This window comes from Streptomyces macrosporus (assembly GCF_039533145.1).
Lineage (GTDB): Bacteria > Actinomycetota > Actinomycetes > Streptomycetales > Streptomycetaceae > Streptomyces > Streptomyces macrosporus.
In genome coordinates, this window is record NZ_BAAASZ010000003.1 from 194,450 (window position 1) to 210,001 (window position 15,552).

Annotated in this window: 14 protein-coding genes and 1 pseudogene; 5 read left to right on the forward strand and 10 right to left on the reverse strand. The window is 74.3% G+C overall.

Annotated elements, in window-relative coordinates; translation table 11 throughout:
- Positions 1 to 100: 100 nt before the first annotated feature.
- The 8 genes from ABD335_RS01295 to ABD335_RS01330 all read right to left on the reverse strand — a co-directional run bounded on the left by ABD335_RS01295 (position 101) and on the right by ABD335_RS01330 (position 7,990).
- Entirely contained in the window at positions 101 to 1,276 is a 1,176-nt protein-coding gene (locus tag ABD335_RS01295; protein ID WP_344320109.1) for a 4-hydroxybenzoate 3-monooxygenase, read from the reverse strand.
- Complete coding sequence (pcaDC, locus tag ABD335_RS01300; protein WP_344320110.1) at positions 1,276 to 2,475, reverse strand: bifunctional 3-oxoadipate enol-lactonase/4-carboxymuconolactone decarboxylase PcaDC; 1,200 nt, start codon at positions 2,473 to 2,475, stop codon at positions 1,276 to 1,278. The genes ABD335_RS01295 and pcaDC overlap by 1 nt, the downstream gene beginning before the upstream one ends.
- A complete protein-coding gene (gene pcaB / locus ABD335_RS01305; protein ID WP_344320111.1) occupies positions 2,472 to 3,968 on the reverse strand; it encodes a 3-carboxy-cis,cis-muconate cycloisomerase in 1,497 nt (498 codons plus the stop codon). Before pcaB ends, pcaDC begins: the two co-directional genes overlap by 4 nt.
- A complete protein-coding gene (pcaG, locus tag ABD335_RS01310; protein ID WP_344320112.1) occupies positions 3,955 to 4,527 on the reverse strand; it encodes a protocatechuate 3,4-dioxygenase subunit alpha in 573 nt (190 codons plus the stop codon). The genes pcaB and pcaG overlap by 14 nt, the downstream gene beginning before the upstream one ends.
- Before the next feature lie 2 nt (positions 4,528 to 4,529).
- Complete coding sequence (pcaH, locus tag ABD335_RS01315; protein ID WP_344320113.1) at positions 4,530 to 5,318, reverse strand: protocatechuate 3,4-dioxygenase subunit beta; 789 nt, start codon at positions 5,316 to 5,318, stop codon at positions 4,530 to 4,532.
- A gap of 85 nt (positions 5,319 to 5,403) precedes the next feature.
- Positions 5,404 to 6,591 (reverse strand): thiolase family protein, encoded by a 1,188-nt coding sequence (locus ABD335_RS01320; protein WP_344320114.1) that lies wholly within the window; start codon positions 6,589 to 6,591, stop codon positions 5,404 to 5,406.
- A complete protein-coding gene (locus tag ABD335_RS01325) occupies positions 6,588 to 7,235 on the reverse strand; it encodes a CoA transferase subunit B (protein ID WP_344320115.1) in 648 nt (215 codons plus the stop codon). Before ABD335_RS01325 ends, ABD335_RS01320 begins: the two co-directional genes overlap by 4 nt.
- Positions 7,235 to 7,990, reverse strand: a complete 756-nt coding sequence (locus ABD335_RS01330; protein ID WP_344320116.1) for a CoA transferase subunit A — start codon at positions 7,988 to 7,990, stop codon at positions 7,235 to 7,237. Before ABD335_RS01330 ends, ABD335_RS01325 begins: the two co-directional genes overlap by 1 nt.
- Positions 7,991 to 8,155: 165 nt before the next feature.
- Here ABD335_RS01330 and ABD335_RS01335 point away from each other — a divergent pair, with 165 nt between their 5' ends.
- Both ABD335_RS01335 and ABD335_RS01340 read left to right on the forward strand, forming a co-directional pair.
- Positions 8,156 to 9,817: an IclR family transcriptional regulator domain-containing protein gene (locus ABD335_RS01335; protein WP_344320117.1), complete on the forward strand. Its 1,662-nt coding sequence runs from the start codon at positions 8,156 to 8,158 to the stop codon at positions 9,815 to 9,817.
- A gap of 396 nt (positions 9,818 to 10,213) precedes the next feature.
- Entirely contained in the window at positions 10,214 to 10,870 is a 657-nt protein-coding gene (locus ABD335_RS01340; RefSeq protein ID WP_344320118.1) for a peptidoglycan recognition protein family protein, read from the forward strand.
- Between the two features lie 154 nt (positions 10,871 to 11,024).
- Here ABD335_RS01340 and ABD335_RS01345 read toward each other — a convergent pair whose 3' ends face one another.
- The gene (locus tag ABD335_RS01345; protein WP_344320119.1) at positions 11,025 to 12,173 is read right to left on the reverse strand and encodes a glycoside hydrolase family 12 protein; all 1,149 of its coding nucleotides are present in this window, start codon (positions 12,171 to 12,173) and stop codon (positions 11,025 to 11,027) included.
- A gap of 262 nt (positions 12,174 to 12,435) precedes the next feature.
- Between ABD335_RS01345 and ABD335_RS01350 the strand changes: the two genes are divergently transcribed.
- The 3 genes from ABD335_RS01350 to ABD335_RS01360 all read left to right on the forward strand — a co-directional run bounded on the left by ABD335_RS01350 (position 12,436) and on the right by ABD335_RS01360 (position 14,898).
- The gene (locus ABD335_RS01350) at positions 12,436 to 12,915 is read left to right on the forward strand and encodes an SLATT domain-containing protein (RefSeq protein ID WP_344320120.1); all 480 of its coding nucleotides are present in this window, start codon (positions 12,436 to 12,438) and stop codon (positions 12,913 to 12,915) included.
- A 68-nt stretch (positions 12,916 to 12,983) separates the two neighbouring features.
- The gene (locus tag ABD335_RS01355; protein WP_344320121.1) at positions 12,984 to 13,580 is read left to right on the forward strand and encodes a TetR/AcrR family transcriptional regulator; all 597 of its coding nucleotides are present in this window, start codon (positions 12,984 to 12,986) and stop codon (positions 13,578 to 13,580) included.
- A 97-nt stretch (positions 13,581 to 13,677) separates the two neighbouring features.
- Positions 13,678 to 14,898, forward strand: coding sequence for an MFS transporter (locus ABD335_RS01360; protein WP_344320122.1), 1,221 nt, complete (start codon positions 13,678 to 13,680; stop codon positions 14,896 to 14,898).
- Positions 14,899 to 14,944: 46 nt separating this feature from the next.
- Here the strand turns inward: ABD335_RS01360 and ABD335_RS01365 are convergent.
- Positions 14,945 to 15,500: pseudogene (locus tag ABD335_RS01365) on the reverse strand (sugar O-acetyltransferase).
- Positions 15,501 to 15,552 lie beyond the last annotated feature (52 nt).

Here is a 15,552-nt window from a genome sequence, read left to right on the forward strand (position 1 = left end):
TCGGTCCGGTGACCGGGTGGTGCCCCGCGACGTGCCGGAACCCCGCACCGGGGGTGCGGGGTTCCGGGGGTGTCCGCGCGGCCGGACGAGCGGCCGATGGTCAGCCGATGGGCAGACCCGCGTAGTTCTCGGCGAGTTCGGCCGCGGCGTGGGGGGACGCGGCGATGCGGTCGAGCTGGGAGATCTGCAGGCGGGTGTCGAAGTCGCTCTGGTCCGGGTCGGTGTGGAGGGTGGTGGTCATGAAGTACGAGAAGTGCTCGGCACGCCAGATCCGGCGCAGGCAGGTGTCGGAGTAGGCGTCGAGCAGTTCGGTGGAGCCGGTCCGCCGGTGGTGCTCGAAGGCGCGGGCCAGGACCGTGACGTCGGCGGCGGCCAGGTTGAGCCCCTTGGCGCCGGTGGGCGGCACGATGTGCGCGGCGTCCCCGGCCAGCAGGAGCCGTCCGTGGCGCATCGGCTCGGTGACGAAGCTGCGCATCGGCAGCACGGACTTCTGCGTGATGGGGCCGCGCGCCAGCTTCCAGTCGCCGTCGACGGCGAACCGGGCGTCGAGTTCGTCCCAGATCCGCTCGTCCGGCCAGTCGGCCGGGTCGGTGCCGTTGGGCACCTGGAGGTACAGGCGGCTCACCCGGGGGGAGCGCATGCTCAGCAGGGCGAACCCGCGCGGCGAGTGGGCGTAGACCAGCTCGTCGTTGGAGGGCGGGACGTCGGCGAGGATCCCCAGCCAGCTGTAGGGGTAGACCCGCTCGTAGGTCCTCCTCACCCCCTCGGGCACGGCGGCGCGGGCGACGCCGTGGAAGCCGTCGCAGCCCACCACCCAGTCGCAGGTCAGCGTCCGCTCGCTCCCCCGGTGGGTGTAGCGGATGACGGGCCGGTCGCCCTCGGCGCCCTCCACCGCGAGGGCCCGGGCCTCGAAGTGCAGCGGGGCGCCCTCCTCGAGCTGGAGGGCGATCAGGTCCTTGACGACCTCGGTCTGGGCGTACACCCACACCCGGCGGCCACCGGTGAGGGCGGGGAGGTCGATCCGGTGGCGGCGCCGGTTCCAGCTCAGCTCGATGCCGTCGTGGACCAGGCCCTCGCGCTCCAGGCGGTCGGCGGCGCCGCACTCCCGCAGCACGTCGACGGTGCCCTGTTCGAGGATCCCGGCGCGCTGCCGCCGTTCGACGTAGGCGCGGTCGCGGCTCTCCAGGACCACGCAGTCGATCCCGGCGTTGTGCAGCAGACGGGCCAGCAGCAGCCCGGCCGGGCCGCCGCCGATGATGCCGACGGTGGTGCGCATCAGCGGCTCTCCTCTTCCTCTTCTCCCGCCTCTCGCAGGACGCGGTCGGCGATGGCGAACGCGGTGTTCGCGGCGGGCACTCCGCAGTAGACGGCCGTCTGGAGCAGCACTTCCCGGATCTCCTGCGGGGACAGGCCGTTGCGCAGCGCGGCGCGCACGTGCAGGGCCAGTTCCTCGTGGTGGCCGCGGGCGGTCAGCGCGGTGAGCGTGACACAGCTGCGGGTGGCGCGGCTCAGACCCGGACGGGTCCAGATCTCGCCCCACGCGTAGCGGGTGATGAAGTCCTGGAACACCTCGGTGAAGGCGTTGGCCCGGGCGGCGGCACGGTCGACGTGGGCGTCGCCGAGGACGGCGCGGCGCACGGCCGTTCCGGCGGTGCGCCGGGTCGCGTCGTCGGAGTCGCCGGCGGAGGCGTACAAGGGCGTGAGGTGGCCGAGCAGGGCCGCCAGGACGGGGCCGGGCCGCTCGACGTTCGCCAGGTGGGAGGCGCCGGCGACCTCGGTGAGGCTCGCGCCGGGGATGTTGTCGGCGAGTTCGCGGGCGTGGGCCGGCGGGGTGGCCGGGTCCTCGCGGCCGGCGACCACCAGGGTGGGCGCGGTGACGCGCGGCAGGTCGGCGCGGAGGTCGTAGGCGGCCAGCGCGTCGCAGCAGGCGGCGTACGCCTCGGGGTCGGCGGCGCGCAGGTCGTCCACCAGGGCCTTGGCGGCGGGGGCGTCCCGGAAGGCGGGGGTGAACCAGCGGGCCGGGGTGGCGTCCGCCACCGGCGCGGTGCCCTCGGCGCGCACTCGCGCGGCCCTCTCCCGCCACGCCTCCGGCTCGCCGAAGCGGGCGGAGGAGCAGACGACGGCGAGGGAGGCGACGCGGTCGGGGTGGTGGACGGCGAGCCAGGTGCCGACGGCTCCGCCGATGGAGACGCCCGCGTAGGCGAACCGCTCGACGCCGAGGTCGTCGGCGAGGTTCAGCACCAGCCGTGCCAGGTCGGCGATGTCCGCGCCCGCGCCGATCAGGTCGGCGGGCGAGTCGCCGTGTCCGGGCAGGTCCCAGCGGATCACCCGGTGGTTCCGTGCCAGGGCGGGGACCTGGGGGTCCCACAGGCGCAGGGAGGTGCCCAGGGAGGGGCCGAGGATCAGCACGGGCGCGCTCGTGGCGCCGTCGATCCGGTGGTGCGGTGTGCGCCGCCCGTCCGCTGGGGTGGTCATGGGGTCCCCTCCTCGTTCCGGTTCTCGTTCTGCTCGCCGCCGTGTTCGCCGCCGTGTTCACCGCCGCGGTCGCCGCCGGGGCGGGCGAGGGCGCGGTCCACCAGGGCGCCGGCGAAGCCGGTGTACGCGGCCGGGTCCGCGAGGTCGCGCAGGCGCTCGGCGGGCAGCGCGTCGGTGACGGCGGGCTCCTCCGCGAGGGCCCGTTCGAGGCCGATGCCCTCCTCCACGGCGCGGCGCGAGACGCGGTCGAGGGCCTGCCGGGCCCGACTCCGGCCGATCTCGGCGGCCAGGACGGCCGCGAGGCGCTCGGTGACGACGAGGCCGCCGCCGGCGGCCAGGTTCTCCGCCATGCGGCGCGGGTTCACCCGCAGGCCCGCGACGAGTTCGGCCGCGTCGCGGGCGGCTCCCCCGGTCAGGCGCAGGCACTCGCGCAGCGGCTGCCACTCGGCGTGCCAGGCGCCGGCGGGCCGTTCGTCCTCGGCGGCGAGCGACGCGTACAGGACGGAGGCGAGCGCCGGCACCTGGCGGGCCGCCGCGGCGATCAGCGTGGCCCGCACGGGGTTGGCCTTGTGCGGCATGGCGGAGGAGCCGCCGCCACGGCCCTCGGCGACCTCCGCGGTGTCGGTGCGGGACAGCACCAGGACGTCGGCGGCGAGCTTGCCGAGCGCCCCGGCGGCGAAGGCGAGGGCCCCGGCGAGGTCGGCGATCGGGGTGCGCAGGGTGTGCCAGGGCAGGACGGGTTCGGCCAGTCCGGTCTCGGCGGCGTACGCGGCCGTCAGACGGGCCGCGAGTCCGTCGGACATCCGGCTGCCGTCGGCCTCCGCGTAGGCGCCGAAGGCGGCCAGGGTGCCCGCCGCGCCGCCGAGTTGGGCGGGGAGCGCGGCGCGGACGGCGGCGAGGCGGTCGCGGGCGTCCAGCACGAGCGAGCGCCAGCCCGCCGCCTTCAGGCCGAAGGTGGTGGGCACCGCGTGCTGGGCGAGGGTGCGGCCGGGCATCGGCGTGTCGCGGTGCCGGGCCGCGAGGTCGGCCAGGGCGACGGCCGTGGCGTCCAGGTCGGCGAGGACCGGTGCCAGCGCCCGGGAGGCGACCAGCATCGCGGCGGTGTCCACGATGTCCTGGCTGGTGGCGCCGCGGTGGACGTAGGGGGCGGCGTCCGGGGCGCGCTCGGCGACGGCGGCGGTCAGCTCGGCGACGAGCGGGATGACGGGGTTGCCGCCGGAGCGGGCGCGCAGGGCCAGGTCGCGGGCGGCGGTACCGCCGCGCCGGCCGTACTCCGCCGCGGCGGCGGTGACCGCCTCGGCCGCCGCGGCGGGGGCCAGCCCCACCGCGGCCTGGGCCCGGGTCAGCGCCGCCTCGGCGTCGAGCATCCCGCGCAGGTACGCCGTGTCGCCCGTGGCCTCCTCCACGGCCGATCCCGCCCGGCCCGGGGAGAGCAGGCCGGTGTCGGCGAAGGCGTCGGCCGGGGGGACGGCCCACTGGTCACTCGAAGGCAAGGAAGACCGTCTCCTCGTGCGTCCCGTCGCCCTGCAGCCGGATGTCGAAGCGGAGCACGCGATCCCGCTCGGGGGTGGCCAGCAGCGTGGCCCGGCGGTCGGGTTCCAGGGCGGCGAGCAGCGGGTCGGTGTCGGTGCCGGGCGCGTCGGGCAGGTAGACGCGGGTGTGGAGGTGGCGCATCAGGCCGCGGGCGAAGACGATCACCGACAGGTAGGGCACGCCGCCCGGCGGCAGGGTGCGCAGCGCGTAGTGGCCGTCGGCGTCGGTGGGGACCCGGCCGAAGCCGGTGAAGTCCACGCCGTTGCGGCCCAGGAAGCCGCCGGTGACGGGGTCGCGGCGGAGCGAGCCGGGGGCTCCGGAGCGGGAGCCGTCGGGGGCGGGCTGCCAGAACTCCAGCAGGGCGTCGGGGACGGGATCGCCCGCGCCGTCGTACACGTACCCGTGGACGGTGAGGGTGTCGGGCCGACCGGCCGGCGCGACGTTCTCCCCGTCCGGGAAGGGCAGGGCGTAGCCGTAGAACGGGCCGACGGTCTGCGAGGGGGTGGGAGGCAGGGACATGGTCAGCGGCCCTCTTCGATCCAGGTGGCGGCCGGTCCGTCCAGGACGATGTCCCAGCGGTAGCCGAGCGACCATTCGGGGGTGGACAGGTCGTGGTCGTACGTGGCGACGAGTCTTTGGCGCGCGGAGTCGTCGGTCACCGACTGCAGGATCGGGTCGTAGGGGAAGAGCGGATCACCGGGAAAGTACATCTGCGTGACGAGCCGCTGGGTGAACGCCGTGCCGAACAGCGAGAAGTGGATGTGCGCCGGGCGCCAGGCGTTGGTGTGGTTGCGCCAGGGGTAGGCGCCGGGCTTGATGGTGACGAACTCGTACTCGCCCCGGTCGTTGGTCAGGCACCGGCCGACGCCGGTGAAGTTGGGGTCGAGCGGGGCCGGGTGGTCGTCGCGCTGGTGGGCGTAGCGGCCGGAGGCGTTGGCCTGCCAGACCTCCACGAGCTGGCCGCGGACGGGGCGGCCGGCGCGGTCCAGGACGCGGCCGGTGACGCGGATGCGCTCGCCGAGGGGCTCGCCCTGGTGCTGCCGGGTGAGGTCGTGGTCGAGGGCGGTGACGTCGGTGTGCCCGAAGACCGGTCCGCTCAGTTCGGCGGCCTCGGGGTCGTCGACGGAGACCAGCGGCCGGGTGGGGTGGCGCAGCACGCTGCTGCGGTAGGGGGCGTAGTCGCGGCGGGGGTGGTCCTCGGCGGGGGCGCCGTCCGCGAGCCGCTCGGCGTACGCCTCGCGCTGCTCGGCGATCTCGCGGCTGATGTCGTCCTGGGTGAGGGGACGCGGGGTCGCGGCGTCTGGGGTCATGGCTGGGTCCTCGGGGATGCGGTGCGGTGGCCGGCGCGCGGCTCGGGTGCGGACCGGGCCGGCCGGAGGGGGCGGCGGGGGCGGGTCACCGTTCCAGCACCAGCGCCAGGCCCTGCCCGACGCCGATGCACAGGGTGGCGACGCCGGTGCCGGAGCCCGCGGCGGCGAGCTGGTGGGCCACGGCCCCGGCCAGACGGGCGCCGGAGGCGCCCAGCGGGTGGCCGATGGCGATGGCCCCGCCGCGCGGGTTGACGACGGCCGGGTCCAGCTCGGGCCACTCGGCCAGGCAGCCCAGCACCTGGGCGGCGAAGGCCTCGTTCAGCTCCAGGACCGACAGGTCGTCGAAGCCCTTGCCCGCCTTCGTCAGCGCCCGGCGGACGGCCTCCACCGGGCCGAGGCCGAAGTACCGGGGCTCGATGGCGGTGACCGCGCTCGCGCCGATGCGGGCCAGGGGTTCGCGGCCGGTGGCCTTCAGGCCGTCCTCGTCGGTGAGGAGCAGGGCGGCGGCGCCGTCGTTGAGCGGTGAGGCGTTGCCCGCGGTGACCGTGCCGCCGTCCTTGCGGAAGGACGGCTTGAGCTTGGCCAGGGCCTCCAGGGAGGTGTTGTCGCGGATGGCCTCGTCCCGTGCCAGGTCCACGCCGTCGACGGGCACGACCTCGGCGTCGTAGAGGCCGTCCTGCCACGCGCGGGCGGCCTTGCGGTGGGAGGCGAGGGCGAACTCGTCCTGCCGCTCGCGGGTGATCTCGTGCTTGTCGGCGATCAGCTCGGCGCCCTCGCCGAGCGGCACCGTCCACTCCGGTGCCATCCGGGGGTTGACCATGCGCCAGCCCAGGGTGGTGGAGTACAGCTCGGTGTGGCCCGCGGGGAACGGCCGGTCGCTCTTGGGCAGCACGTACGGGGCGCGGGACATCGACTCCACGCCGCCGGCGACGACGACGGAGGCGTCGCCGAGCGCGATGGCGCGGGCGGCCTGGACGACGGCCTCCAGGCCGGAGGCGCACAGCCGGTTGACGGTCACGCCGGGCACGGTGACCGGGAGGCCGGCCAGCAGCGCGGCCATGCGGCCCACGTTGCGGTTCTCCTCGCCGGCGCCGTTGGCGTTGCCGTAGTAGACGTCGCCGATCCGGGCCGGGTCCAGCTCGGGGGTGCGGTCGAGGAGCGCCCGGATGGTGTGGGCGGCCAGGTCGTCGGGGCGGACGCGGGAGAGGGCGCCGCCGTACTTGCCGACGGGGGTGCGGACGGCGTCCACGACGTACACGTCGCGCAGGCTCATGACAGGGTCCCCTCCAGGACGTGGACCTCGGCGGCGGTCTTCTTCCGGATCTCCTCGACGCCGACCCCGGGCGCGGTCTCCACCAGCACCAATCCGCCCTCGGTGACGTCGAACACCCCCAGATCGGTGACGATCCGATCCACGCACTCCCGCCCGGTCAACGGCAGGGTGCACTCCTCCACCAGCTTCGGACCGCCGTCCTTGGCGGTGTGCGTCATCACCACCAGCACCCGCCGCGCGCCGTGCACCAGATCCATCGCCCCGCCGATCCCGGTGATCATCTTGCCGGGGACGGCCCAGTTGGCCAGGTCGCCGCGGGCGGAGACCTGCATCGCCCCCAGCACCGCCACGTCGATGTGCCCGCCGCGGATCATCGCGAACGACAGCGCGGAGTCGAAGAAGCTCGCGCCGGGCAGGACGGTGACCGTCTCCTTGCCCGCGTTGATCAGATCGGGGTCGACCTCGTCCTCGCTCGGGTAGGGGCCCACGCCGAGGATGCCGTTCTCCGACTCCAGCACCACCTCGACCCCGTCGGGCAGATGGTTGGGGATCAGCGTGGGCAGGCCGATGCCGAGGTTGACGTAGGAGCCGTTCTCCAGCTCGCGGGCCGCGCGGGCGGCCATCTCCTCCTTGGACCAGGCCATCAGGCGCGCACCGTCCTCTTCTCGATCTTCTTGTCGGCGGCCTGCTCGGGAGCGAGGACGACCACGCGCTGGACGAAGACGCCCGGCAGGTGCACCGCGTCCGGGTCCAGCTCGCCCGGCTCGACCAGTTCCTCCACCTCGGCGATGGTGATCCGGCCCGCCATGGCCGCCAGGGGGTTGAAGTTCCGGGCCGATCTGGCGAAGACGAGGTTGCCGTGCCGGTCGCCCCTCGCCGCGCGGACCAGGGCGAAGTCGGTGCGGATACCGTGCTCCAGCACGTACTCCACGCCGTCGAACTCGCGGACCTCCTTGGGCGGGGAGGCCACGGCCACCCCGCCGGCGCCGTCGTACCGCCAGGGCAGGCCGCCGTCGGCGACCTGGGTGCCCACCCCGGCCGGGGTGTAGAAGGCCGGGATGCCGGCCCCGCCGGCCCGGAGCCGCTCCGCCAGGGTGCCCTGGGGGATCATCTCCACCTCGATCTCCCCGGCCAGGTACTGGCGGGCGAACTCCTTGTTCGCGCCGATGTAGGAGCCGGTCACCCGGCGGATGCGGTGCGCGGCCAGCAGGATCGCCAGCCCCGACTCCATCGCGCCGCAGTTGTTGGACACCACGGACAGCTCGCCGACGCCGGCGTCGTACACCGCCTGGATCAGCGCGTTCGGCACGCCGCAGAGCCCGAAGCCGCCCACCGCCAGCGACGCGCCGTCGCGGATGTCGGCCACCGCCTCCGCGGCCGACGGGACCACCTTGTCCATCCTCGCCTGTTTCCTCTCCGGGGGACGGCCCGGCCGTCACCGTTGTTCGCTGAGTGAACTTTAGTTCAAAATCACTCCGCGGCTGAGTTTGCCCCCGGTTGGCGAGGCTGTCAACGCCTTGAGCAGGTACGGTTTCGACGCACGCCCACCCCGCTGGAGTCCCGCATGACCTCTCCTTCGGCCGCTCCCCGCACCGAATCCGCGCCCCCCGAGGCCCTCGGCCCGCTGATCCGCGGCCTGACGGTGCTGCGCGCGCTGGCCGCGGCCGGCGGCAGGCAGCCCGTCAGCGAGCTGGCGCGGACCACCCGGCTGGCGCGCGCCACCGTGGACCGGGTGCTCAGCACCCTGGAGCACATCGGCCACCTGCGCCTGGAGGGCCGGGACGCGGTCCTCGCCCCGCGCCTGATGGAGCTGGGCAACGCCTATCTGGCGTCCTCGCGGCTGCCCGACGAACTCGGCCCGCTCGCCGACGCGTTGGCCGACGAACTCGACGAGTCCGTCTCCATCGCCGTCCCCGACCTGGACGGCGTGCGCTTCGTGCACCAGGCCACTCGGCGCCGGGCGATGTCGCTCACCTTCCGCATCGGCGACCTGCTGCCCGCCGAGCGCGTCGCGGGAGGCGCGCTGTTCGCCGCCGACTGGACGGAGGAGGACTGGGAGAGGTGGCGGCTGCGCCGCGAGGCGGACCCGCTCGACACCGGCTTCCCGGTGGTGCCGCCGGGGTACGGCACCGCCCACGCGACGTTCGCCGAGCGCACGGCCGCCGCCCGGGAACACGGCTGGGCACTGGACGACCAGATGATCGAGCCCGGTCTGGTCGCCGTCGCCGTCCCCGTCCGGGGCCCGTCCGGGCGGCAGGTGTGCGGGGTGAGCGTGGTCAGCCACACCAGCCGGCACAGCGCCGCCTCGCTGGCCGACGCGGTGCTCCCCCGGCTGCGGAAGACCGTGGCCGCCATGGAGGACGCCCTCCAGGCCCCGCCGCCCGCGGCTCCTCCCGTCGGGGAGACCCCCGCCTCCCGGCTGCGGGAGTCCAAGCGGGAGATCGGGCCGGAGTTCGTCCAGTCACTGGCCCGCGGCCTGTCGGTGCTGACCGCCCTCGGCCGCGGGTACGACGGGCTGCCCCTCACCGCCGTCGCCGAGGCCACCGGTCTCCCCCGCGCCACCGCCCGGCGTTCGCTGATCACCCTGGAGCACCTGGGGTACGTGGTGGGCACCGGACGCCTCTTCCGTCTCACGCCCCGCGTCCTGGAACTCGGCTTCACCCCGCTGTCCGGCCTGACGCTGTCCCAGATGGCCGGGCCGCACCTGGAGGCGCTGGTGGGACGCGTCCACGAGTCGGCGTCGATGTGCGTGCTGAGCGGCGACGAGATCCAGTACGTCGCGCGCGTCCCGACCGTGCGCATCATGAGCGTCAACATCACCGTCGGCACCCGCTTCCCGGCCCACGCGACCTCCATGGGCCGGGTCCTGCTGGCCGGGCTGCCCGAGCCGGAGCGGTCCGAGCGTCTCGCCCGCCTGGAGCTCGCGCCCCTGACCCGACACACCGTCACCTCGCGGGAGCGGCTGGCCGAGATCCTGGCGGAGGTGGACCGGCAGGGGTACGCCCAGGTGGACGACGAGTTGGAGGAGGGGCTGCGGTCGATCGCCGCGCCGGTGCGCGACGGCACCGGACGGGTGATCGCCGCCGTCAACGTCTCCACCCACAGCGGACGCGCCCCGGCCGAGCGGTCCCGCGCGGAGCTGCTGCCGCCGCTGCTGGAGGCGGCCGCGGCGCTGGAGGCCGACCTGCGGATCGCCGGGCGCTACGCGCGGATCGCCACGGCGTAGGGCGCCGGACTCCGCCCGACCGGCCCCCGTCGACCGCCGTTCGGGGGCCCGGCGCACCCGTCCACGAGGGCTCCGGCCCGACACCTCCGACAGCGCCGGCCGGGCGAACCGCCCCGCCACCGACGGCGGCGTCCGGTCGCGCGACAACACGGCCCTCCGGGCGCCCCGACCGTCGAGCACGGTCCGCGCGGAGCGAGGCGCCACGGCCCGGCCGGCACCCGGACGCGCGCCCGGATCACCGGCTTCCGCCCCACCCGCACGGCCCTCGCCGACAACACGCCGTGGATTCCTCACGGACGCTCTTCGAACCCCCCACGGCGCAAGATCACAGGAGGAGCCCGCGATCGTCGGCTCCCCCCTCACCCCCCACACCAGCGCACTCTTCGAGGAGTGATCGTGAACGGCGAGAAATCGCTCCGTCGCCGCCTCCTGCTCGCCGGCACGGCCGGCCTGATCACCGCCGGCGCCCTGCCGGGCACCGCCAGGGCCAGGACCCCGAGCGTCGTCGAACCGGACATCGACGACACCCGACAGTGGAACGCCCGACCGCCCCAGGGCGACATCACCGTCCTGGGGTACAGACCGAGCGGGATCGTCGTCCACCACACGGTGAGCACGAACACCTCCGACTTCTCCCGCGCCCAGGCGCACGCCCACGCCCGCTGGGTCCAGAACCTCCACATGGACGGCAACAGGTGGATCGACACCGGGTACCACTTCCTCGTCAGCCGGGGCGGCTGGATCACCGAGGGGCGGCACGACAGCCTGCGGACCCTGTACGGCGGAGGCTCCTTCGTGCTCGGCGCCCACACCTCCGGGCAGAACTACCAGACCGTCGGCATCGCCAACGAGGGCTCCTACCACGCGGGCGCGGTGCCGCCGCGGGCGCAGTGGGACGTCCTGGTGGTCCTGTGCGCGTACGTGTGCGCGCGGTACGGCATTCCGGCGAGTCGGATCCACGGCCACAAGGACTTCAACAGCACCCTGTGCCCGGGGGTGTTCCAGGACATGCTGCCCCAACTGCGCGCCGAGGTGGCCGCCCGGCTGGGGTAACGGTCGACGCGGTCGGGACGCGGAGCGGGGGCCGCGCCCCGCCGTCCCGCCCTCCGGGCTCCCGGGGCGCGGAGGGGTCCGGGCCGCCCCGCCGTCGGCGTCGGGCCCGGACCCCTCTCCGTCCGTACGGCGGGCCGGCCCGCCGTACGGAGGATCACTTCACCGTGCAGGCGGTTCCGTTGAGCGTGAACCGGGTCGGCTCGGCGAAGGCGCCTCCCGAGTGGGTGCCCTGGAAGCCGAAGGACCGGCTCGCGCCGGGCGCGATGGTGCGGTTGTGGTCCGTGGGACGGGCCGTCACCGTGCCGCCGGCGGTGGAGACCGTCGCGTTCCAGGCGTTGGTGATCGACTGTCCGCCGGGCAGGGGGAAGCTCAGCTCCCAGCCGTCGATCGCGGTGGAGCCGGTGTTGGTGACGGTGGTCTCGGCGGTGAAGCCGTTCGACCAGGAGTTGGCGGTGTACGTCACCTCACAGGCGCCGGGCTGCCCGCCCGTGGGCGGCTCGTTCCCGCCCCCGTCGTTCCCGCTCCCGGTGTTGACGGACGAGGAGAAGGAGTCGACGGCGAGGCCGGCGCCGCCCTGCCAGGGCTCGAACCCGGCCTGGACGCTGGTCAGGTACCACGAGCGCTGGGCCATGCCGCGCGCGACCGTCTCGTCGACGAAGTCCATCACGTCGAAGCTCAGGCTGCGGAGGGCCGACGGGGCGACGAAGGAGATGACGTTGTTGGAGCCGTTGCTGCCGGTCCACACCTCCCAGGTGCGGCCGCCGACGGTGGCCGTGCCGACCCGCGAGCCGATGGGCTGGATCGGGCCCACGCGGTTCAGCCAGATCATGATCTCGGTCTGGTTCACCCCGTCCCGCTTGGGCGTCGGGTCCAGCCAGATGTCGTAGGAGGCGTTGTAGACGGCGTTGTCGACGTAGGTGTACGAGATGCTGCTGGGCGCGCTGCCGATCGAGTCGATCCGCAGCGGCAGGTTGGTGCCCGGGGAGCAGTTGGTGTAGTGGCAGCCGTTGTAGATCGACGGGTACGACTTGGGCGCCCCGTTGGTGGGGACGGACCCGTCGGCCTGGGTGATCCGGAAGCCGGTGCTCGTCACGTTGATGCACTGGGTGGCACTGGTGCCCCAGCGGTTGTTCTGCACCACGTACCGGCCCTGGACGGTGGTGGTCCCGTACTGACTGCAGATCAGCTCGTCCGCGTGGGCGGGCGACGCCGTACCGGCCACGGCCGTCAGGGAGCCCACGACCAGCGCCAGGGCCGGCACGGCCGAGCGCACTCGGCGGAGGAGACGTGCGGTGAGCCTCATGATGTCCTTTCGCAGGAGCGGGGGGAAGGGAGGCTCTGGGAGCGCTCCCATCACTGCGCGGCGGACTCTACGAGCATCCCGCGAACATGACAAGACCGGCTGCGGGGGCGACTTCCCGCCGCGCTCCCGCCTCCGCCTCTCTCCGCCCCTTCTCCGACCTTCCCCCGACCCTTCTCCGGCGCCCGCGTCCGGCCGCGGGCGACTCCCGCCCCGTCCACGAATTCCCCGCCCGGCGCCGACCGGGTTCGGGCAGCATGGTCACGTGTCGATACGGAGACGGACAGCGCCCGCGGAATCGCAGGCGGACGGCGACCCCCTGCTGGAACACGCCCTCGCGGATCTGGCCTGGTACGCGCGGACGCGGGATCGCTCCCGCCGTTGGCACTGGACGGTCGAGTTGAGCGCCCTGCTCACCGGGGCCGCCACCGTGGTGGCCGCGGGTCTTCAGGCACCCGCCGCCGTCACGGCCGTCACGGCCGGGGCGACGGTCTTCATCGGCGGCTTCCGCCAGGTCTTCAACCACGCGGAACGCCACGTCCTGGCCGCGGAGGCATGGTCGAGACTGCACCTGGCGATCCGGCGCTACCGGCTCGTCCCCGAGGACGAGCGGGACGAGGCCGCGCGGCAGCGCCTGCTGGAGGAGATCGAGGCGGTGGCGACGACCGAACTCCGCGACTGGGCCGCGGGCCGCCGCGGAGCGCAACCCCCCGCGCCGCTTCCGGGCGGCCGACCCGTGCCGTAGGCATCCGCCCGCGGGCAGTCGCCCCGACGGTATTGGATCGCCTGTTCCAAAACTGCTACGCTCCCGCCATGGCGCGACCGAGGGAGTTCGACGAGGCGCGGGCACTGGACGCGGCGATGCGCACCTTCTGGGAGAAGGGCTACGAGAGCACCTCCACCCAGGACCTGTGCGAGGCCACCGGACTGGGCCGCAGCAGCATCTACAACACCTTCACCAGCAAGCGCGACCTGTTCCTGCGGTCGCTCGAGCACTACGTCGACACCATGACCGGCACCCAGGTGGCGGTGCTGGAGGACGAGAGCAGCCCTCCCCTCGAACGGCTCCGCACCCTGCTCGACCTGATCGTCGACGGCGAGATCGAGAACCGGAGCGACGGGCGCGCCATCGGATGCCTGACCGTCAACACCACGGTGGAGCTGTCCGGTCGCGATCCCGACGTCACCCGACTGCTGGAGCGCGACCTGGCCCGGCGGCTGGCGGCGTTCCGGGCCGTGATCTCCGCCGGTCAGCGCGGCGGGGACATCGCCTCCGAGCGGGACGCGGACGCGCTCGCCCGGTTCCTCAACGCCGTGATCGGCGGCATGCGGGTGTCGGCCCAGGGCGGTGCCGACCGCGCCACCCTGGAGGCCATCGCGGCGACGACCTTGGACGCACTCGCCGCCTGAGCACGAACCCCGTCCCCGCCGGAGCCCGCTCGACCGCACCCCCGTCTCGACCGTACCCAAATTCTGAACCGATCAGTCCAAAACGGAGGAACGATTCATGCCCCGTGCGGTGTACCTCCTGGCCCTGGGCGTATTCACCATGGTGACCAGCGAGTTCCTGGTCGCCGGGCTGATGCCGCAACTGGCGGCGGGCCTGGACGCGACCATCCCGCAAATCGGCTATCTGATCACCGTGTTCGCGGTGGCCATGGCCGTCGGAGGTCCGCTCCTGACCGTGGCCACGCTGAGGATGCCCCCCAGAGCCGCGCTGCTGCTGCTGTTCGCCCTCTTCGCCGCGGGCAACGTCCTGGCCGCCACCGCGTCGACCTACGGCGTGATGGTGGTGGCGCGCGTCGTCACCGGAACCGCCTCCCAGGCCTTCTTCGGCCTCGCCGTCTCCCTGTGCGCCCGACTCACCCGCGAGGACGCCCGCGGCCGGGCCGTGGCGGTCGTCATGAACGGTCTGACGCTCGGCACCCTGCTCGGGCTGCCGGCCGCCACGCTGATCGGCGACCGGCTGGGCTGGCGCGCGGCCTTCTGGGCCGTCACCGCCCTGGCCGCCGTCGCCGCGCTCGCCACCGTGGTCGGCGTGCCGCGTCCGGAGCGCGCGGAGGGCGACGGCGGGAGCCTCCGGCAGGAGGTGCGGGTCTTCGCCAACCCCCGGCTGTGGCTGGTGCTCTCCACCAGCACCCTGATCATCGGCGCGACCTTCTCCGCCTTCAGCTACTTCAACCCGATCCTCACCGAGGTCACCGGCTTCGACACCGGCACCGTCCCCCTGCTGCTCGTCGCCTACGGCGCGGCCACCGTGGTCGGCAACACCGTCGTCGGACGCCTCGCCGACCGTCACACCGTGGGCGTCCAGGTCGCCGGTCTGGCCCTCAACGCCCTCTTCCTCACGGGCCTCGCCCTGCTGGCCCACGCGCCCCTGCCCGCCGTGGTCCTGATGCTGGGCATCGGACTGGTGGGCGTCACCATGAACCCCGCCATGGCCACCCGTGTCCAGCGCACCGGCAACGCCCGACCGCTGGTCAACACCGTCCACGGCTCCTTCATCACCCTCGGGATCATCATCGGGTCCTCCGTCGGCGGCCTCCTCGTCGACGCCTTCGGGCTGCGATCGCCGCTGTGGCTGGGAGCCGCGCTGGCCGTCCTGGGCCTCGCCACCCTGCTGCCCGACCTCCGTCCCCGCACCGCCTCCCGGCCCTCCCCCGACCCCGTGCCCTCCCCCGACCCCGTGCCCGCGCCCCTCGCGGTGGAGCGGCGGGAGACGGTCTGAGGGCCGGCCGTCCGCGGAGGAGGGTCGCTCCTCCGCGGACGGCTCCTCACTCGCCCTCTCGGTCGGGCCGGATCTCGCGGACGACACGGGCGGGGTTGCCCACCGCGACGACGTTCGCGGGCAGGTCCCGGGTGACGACGGCCCCGGCGCCGACGACGGTGTTCTCGCCGATCGTCACACCGGAACGGACGACGACGCCGCCCCCGAGCCACACGTTGTCGCCGATGGTGATCGGCTCCGCCGCCTCCCACTTGGCGCGGCGCTTCTCGGGGTCGACCGGGTGGGTCGGGGTGAGGAGTTGGACGTTCGGGCCGATCTGGACGTCGGCGCCGATGGCGATCCGGGCGACGTCGAGCATGACCGCGCCGAAGTTGACGAACGTGCCGGGCCCGATGGTGATCCGGTGGCCGTAGTCGACGTACAGCGGCGGCCGGACCTCCGCGCCCTCCCCCAGCTCGCCCAGCAGTTCGGCGAGCACCGCCCGCCGCCCCCGGGGGATCGGCGGCCGGGAAGGTGTTGAACCGCTCGCTCAGCTCGGCCGCGCGCTGGAGGTCGGCGGCCGGCTCGGGATCGTCGGCGATGTAGAGCTCCCCGGCGAGCATGCGTTCCTTCCGACCGGTCACGGTGGGTCCCTCCGGTCGGTGCGACGGGTCG

Bases quoted from the DNA above. Each gene is read 5' to 3' on its own strand.
- ABD335_RS01295 (WP_344320109.1), bottom strand. From the start codon at position 1,276: ATGCGCACCACCGTCGGCATCATCGGCGGCGGCCCGGCCGGGCTGCTG.
- pcaH (WP_344320113.1), bottom strand. From the start codon at position 5,318: ATGACCCCAGACGCCGCGACCCCGCGTCCCCTCACCCAGGACGACATC.
- pcaDC (WP_344320110.1), bottom strand. From the start codon at position 2,475: ATGACCACCCCAGCGGACGGGCGGCGCACACCGCACCACCGGATCGAC.
- ABD335_RS01360 (WP_344320122.1), top strand. From the start codon at position 13,678: ATGCCCCGTGCGGTGTACCTCCTGGCCCTGGGCGTATTCACCATGGTG.
- ABD335_RS01335 (WP_344320117.1), top strand. From the start codon at position 8,156: ATGACCTCTCCTTCGGCCGCTCCCCGCACCGAATCCGCGCCCCCCGAG.
- ABD335_RS01330 (WP_344320116.1), bottom strand. From the start codon at position 7,990: ATGGACAAGGTGGTCCCGTCGGCCGCGGAGGCGGTGGCCGACATCCGC.
- pcaG (WP_344320112.1), bottom strand. From the start codon at position 4,527: ATGTCCCTGCCTCCCACCCCCTCGCAGACCGTCGGCCCGTTCTACGGC.
- ABD335_RS01355 (WP_344320121.1), top strand. From the start codon at position 12,984: ATGGCGCGACCGAGGGAGTTCGACGAGGCGCGGGCACTGGACGCGGCG.
- ABD335_RS01345 (WP_344320119.1), bottom strand. From the start codon at position 12,173: ATGAGGCTCACCGCACGTCTCCTCCGCCGAGTGCGCTCGGCCGTGCCG.
- ABD335_RS01320 (WP_344320114.1), bottom strand. From the start codon at position 6,591: ATGAGCCTGCGCGACGTGTACGTCGTGGACGCCGTCCGCACCCCCGTC.
- ABD335_RS01325 (WP_344320115.1), bottom strand. From the start codon at position 7,235: ATGGCCTGGTCCAAGGAGGAGATGGCCGCCCGCGCGGCCCGCGAGCTG.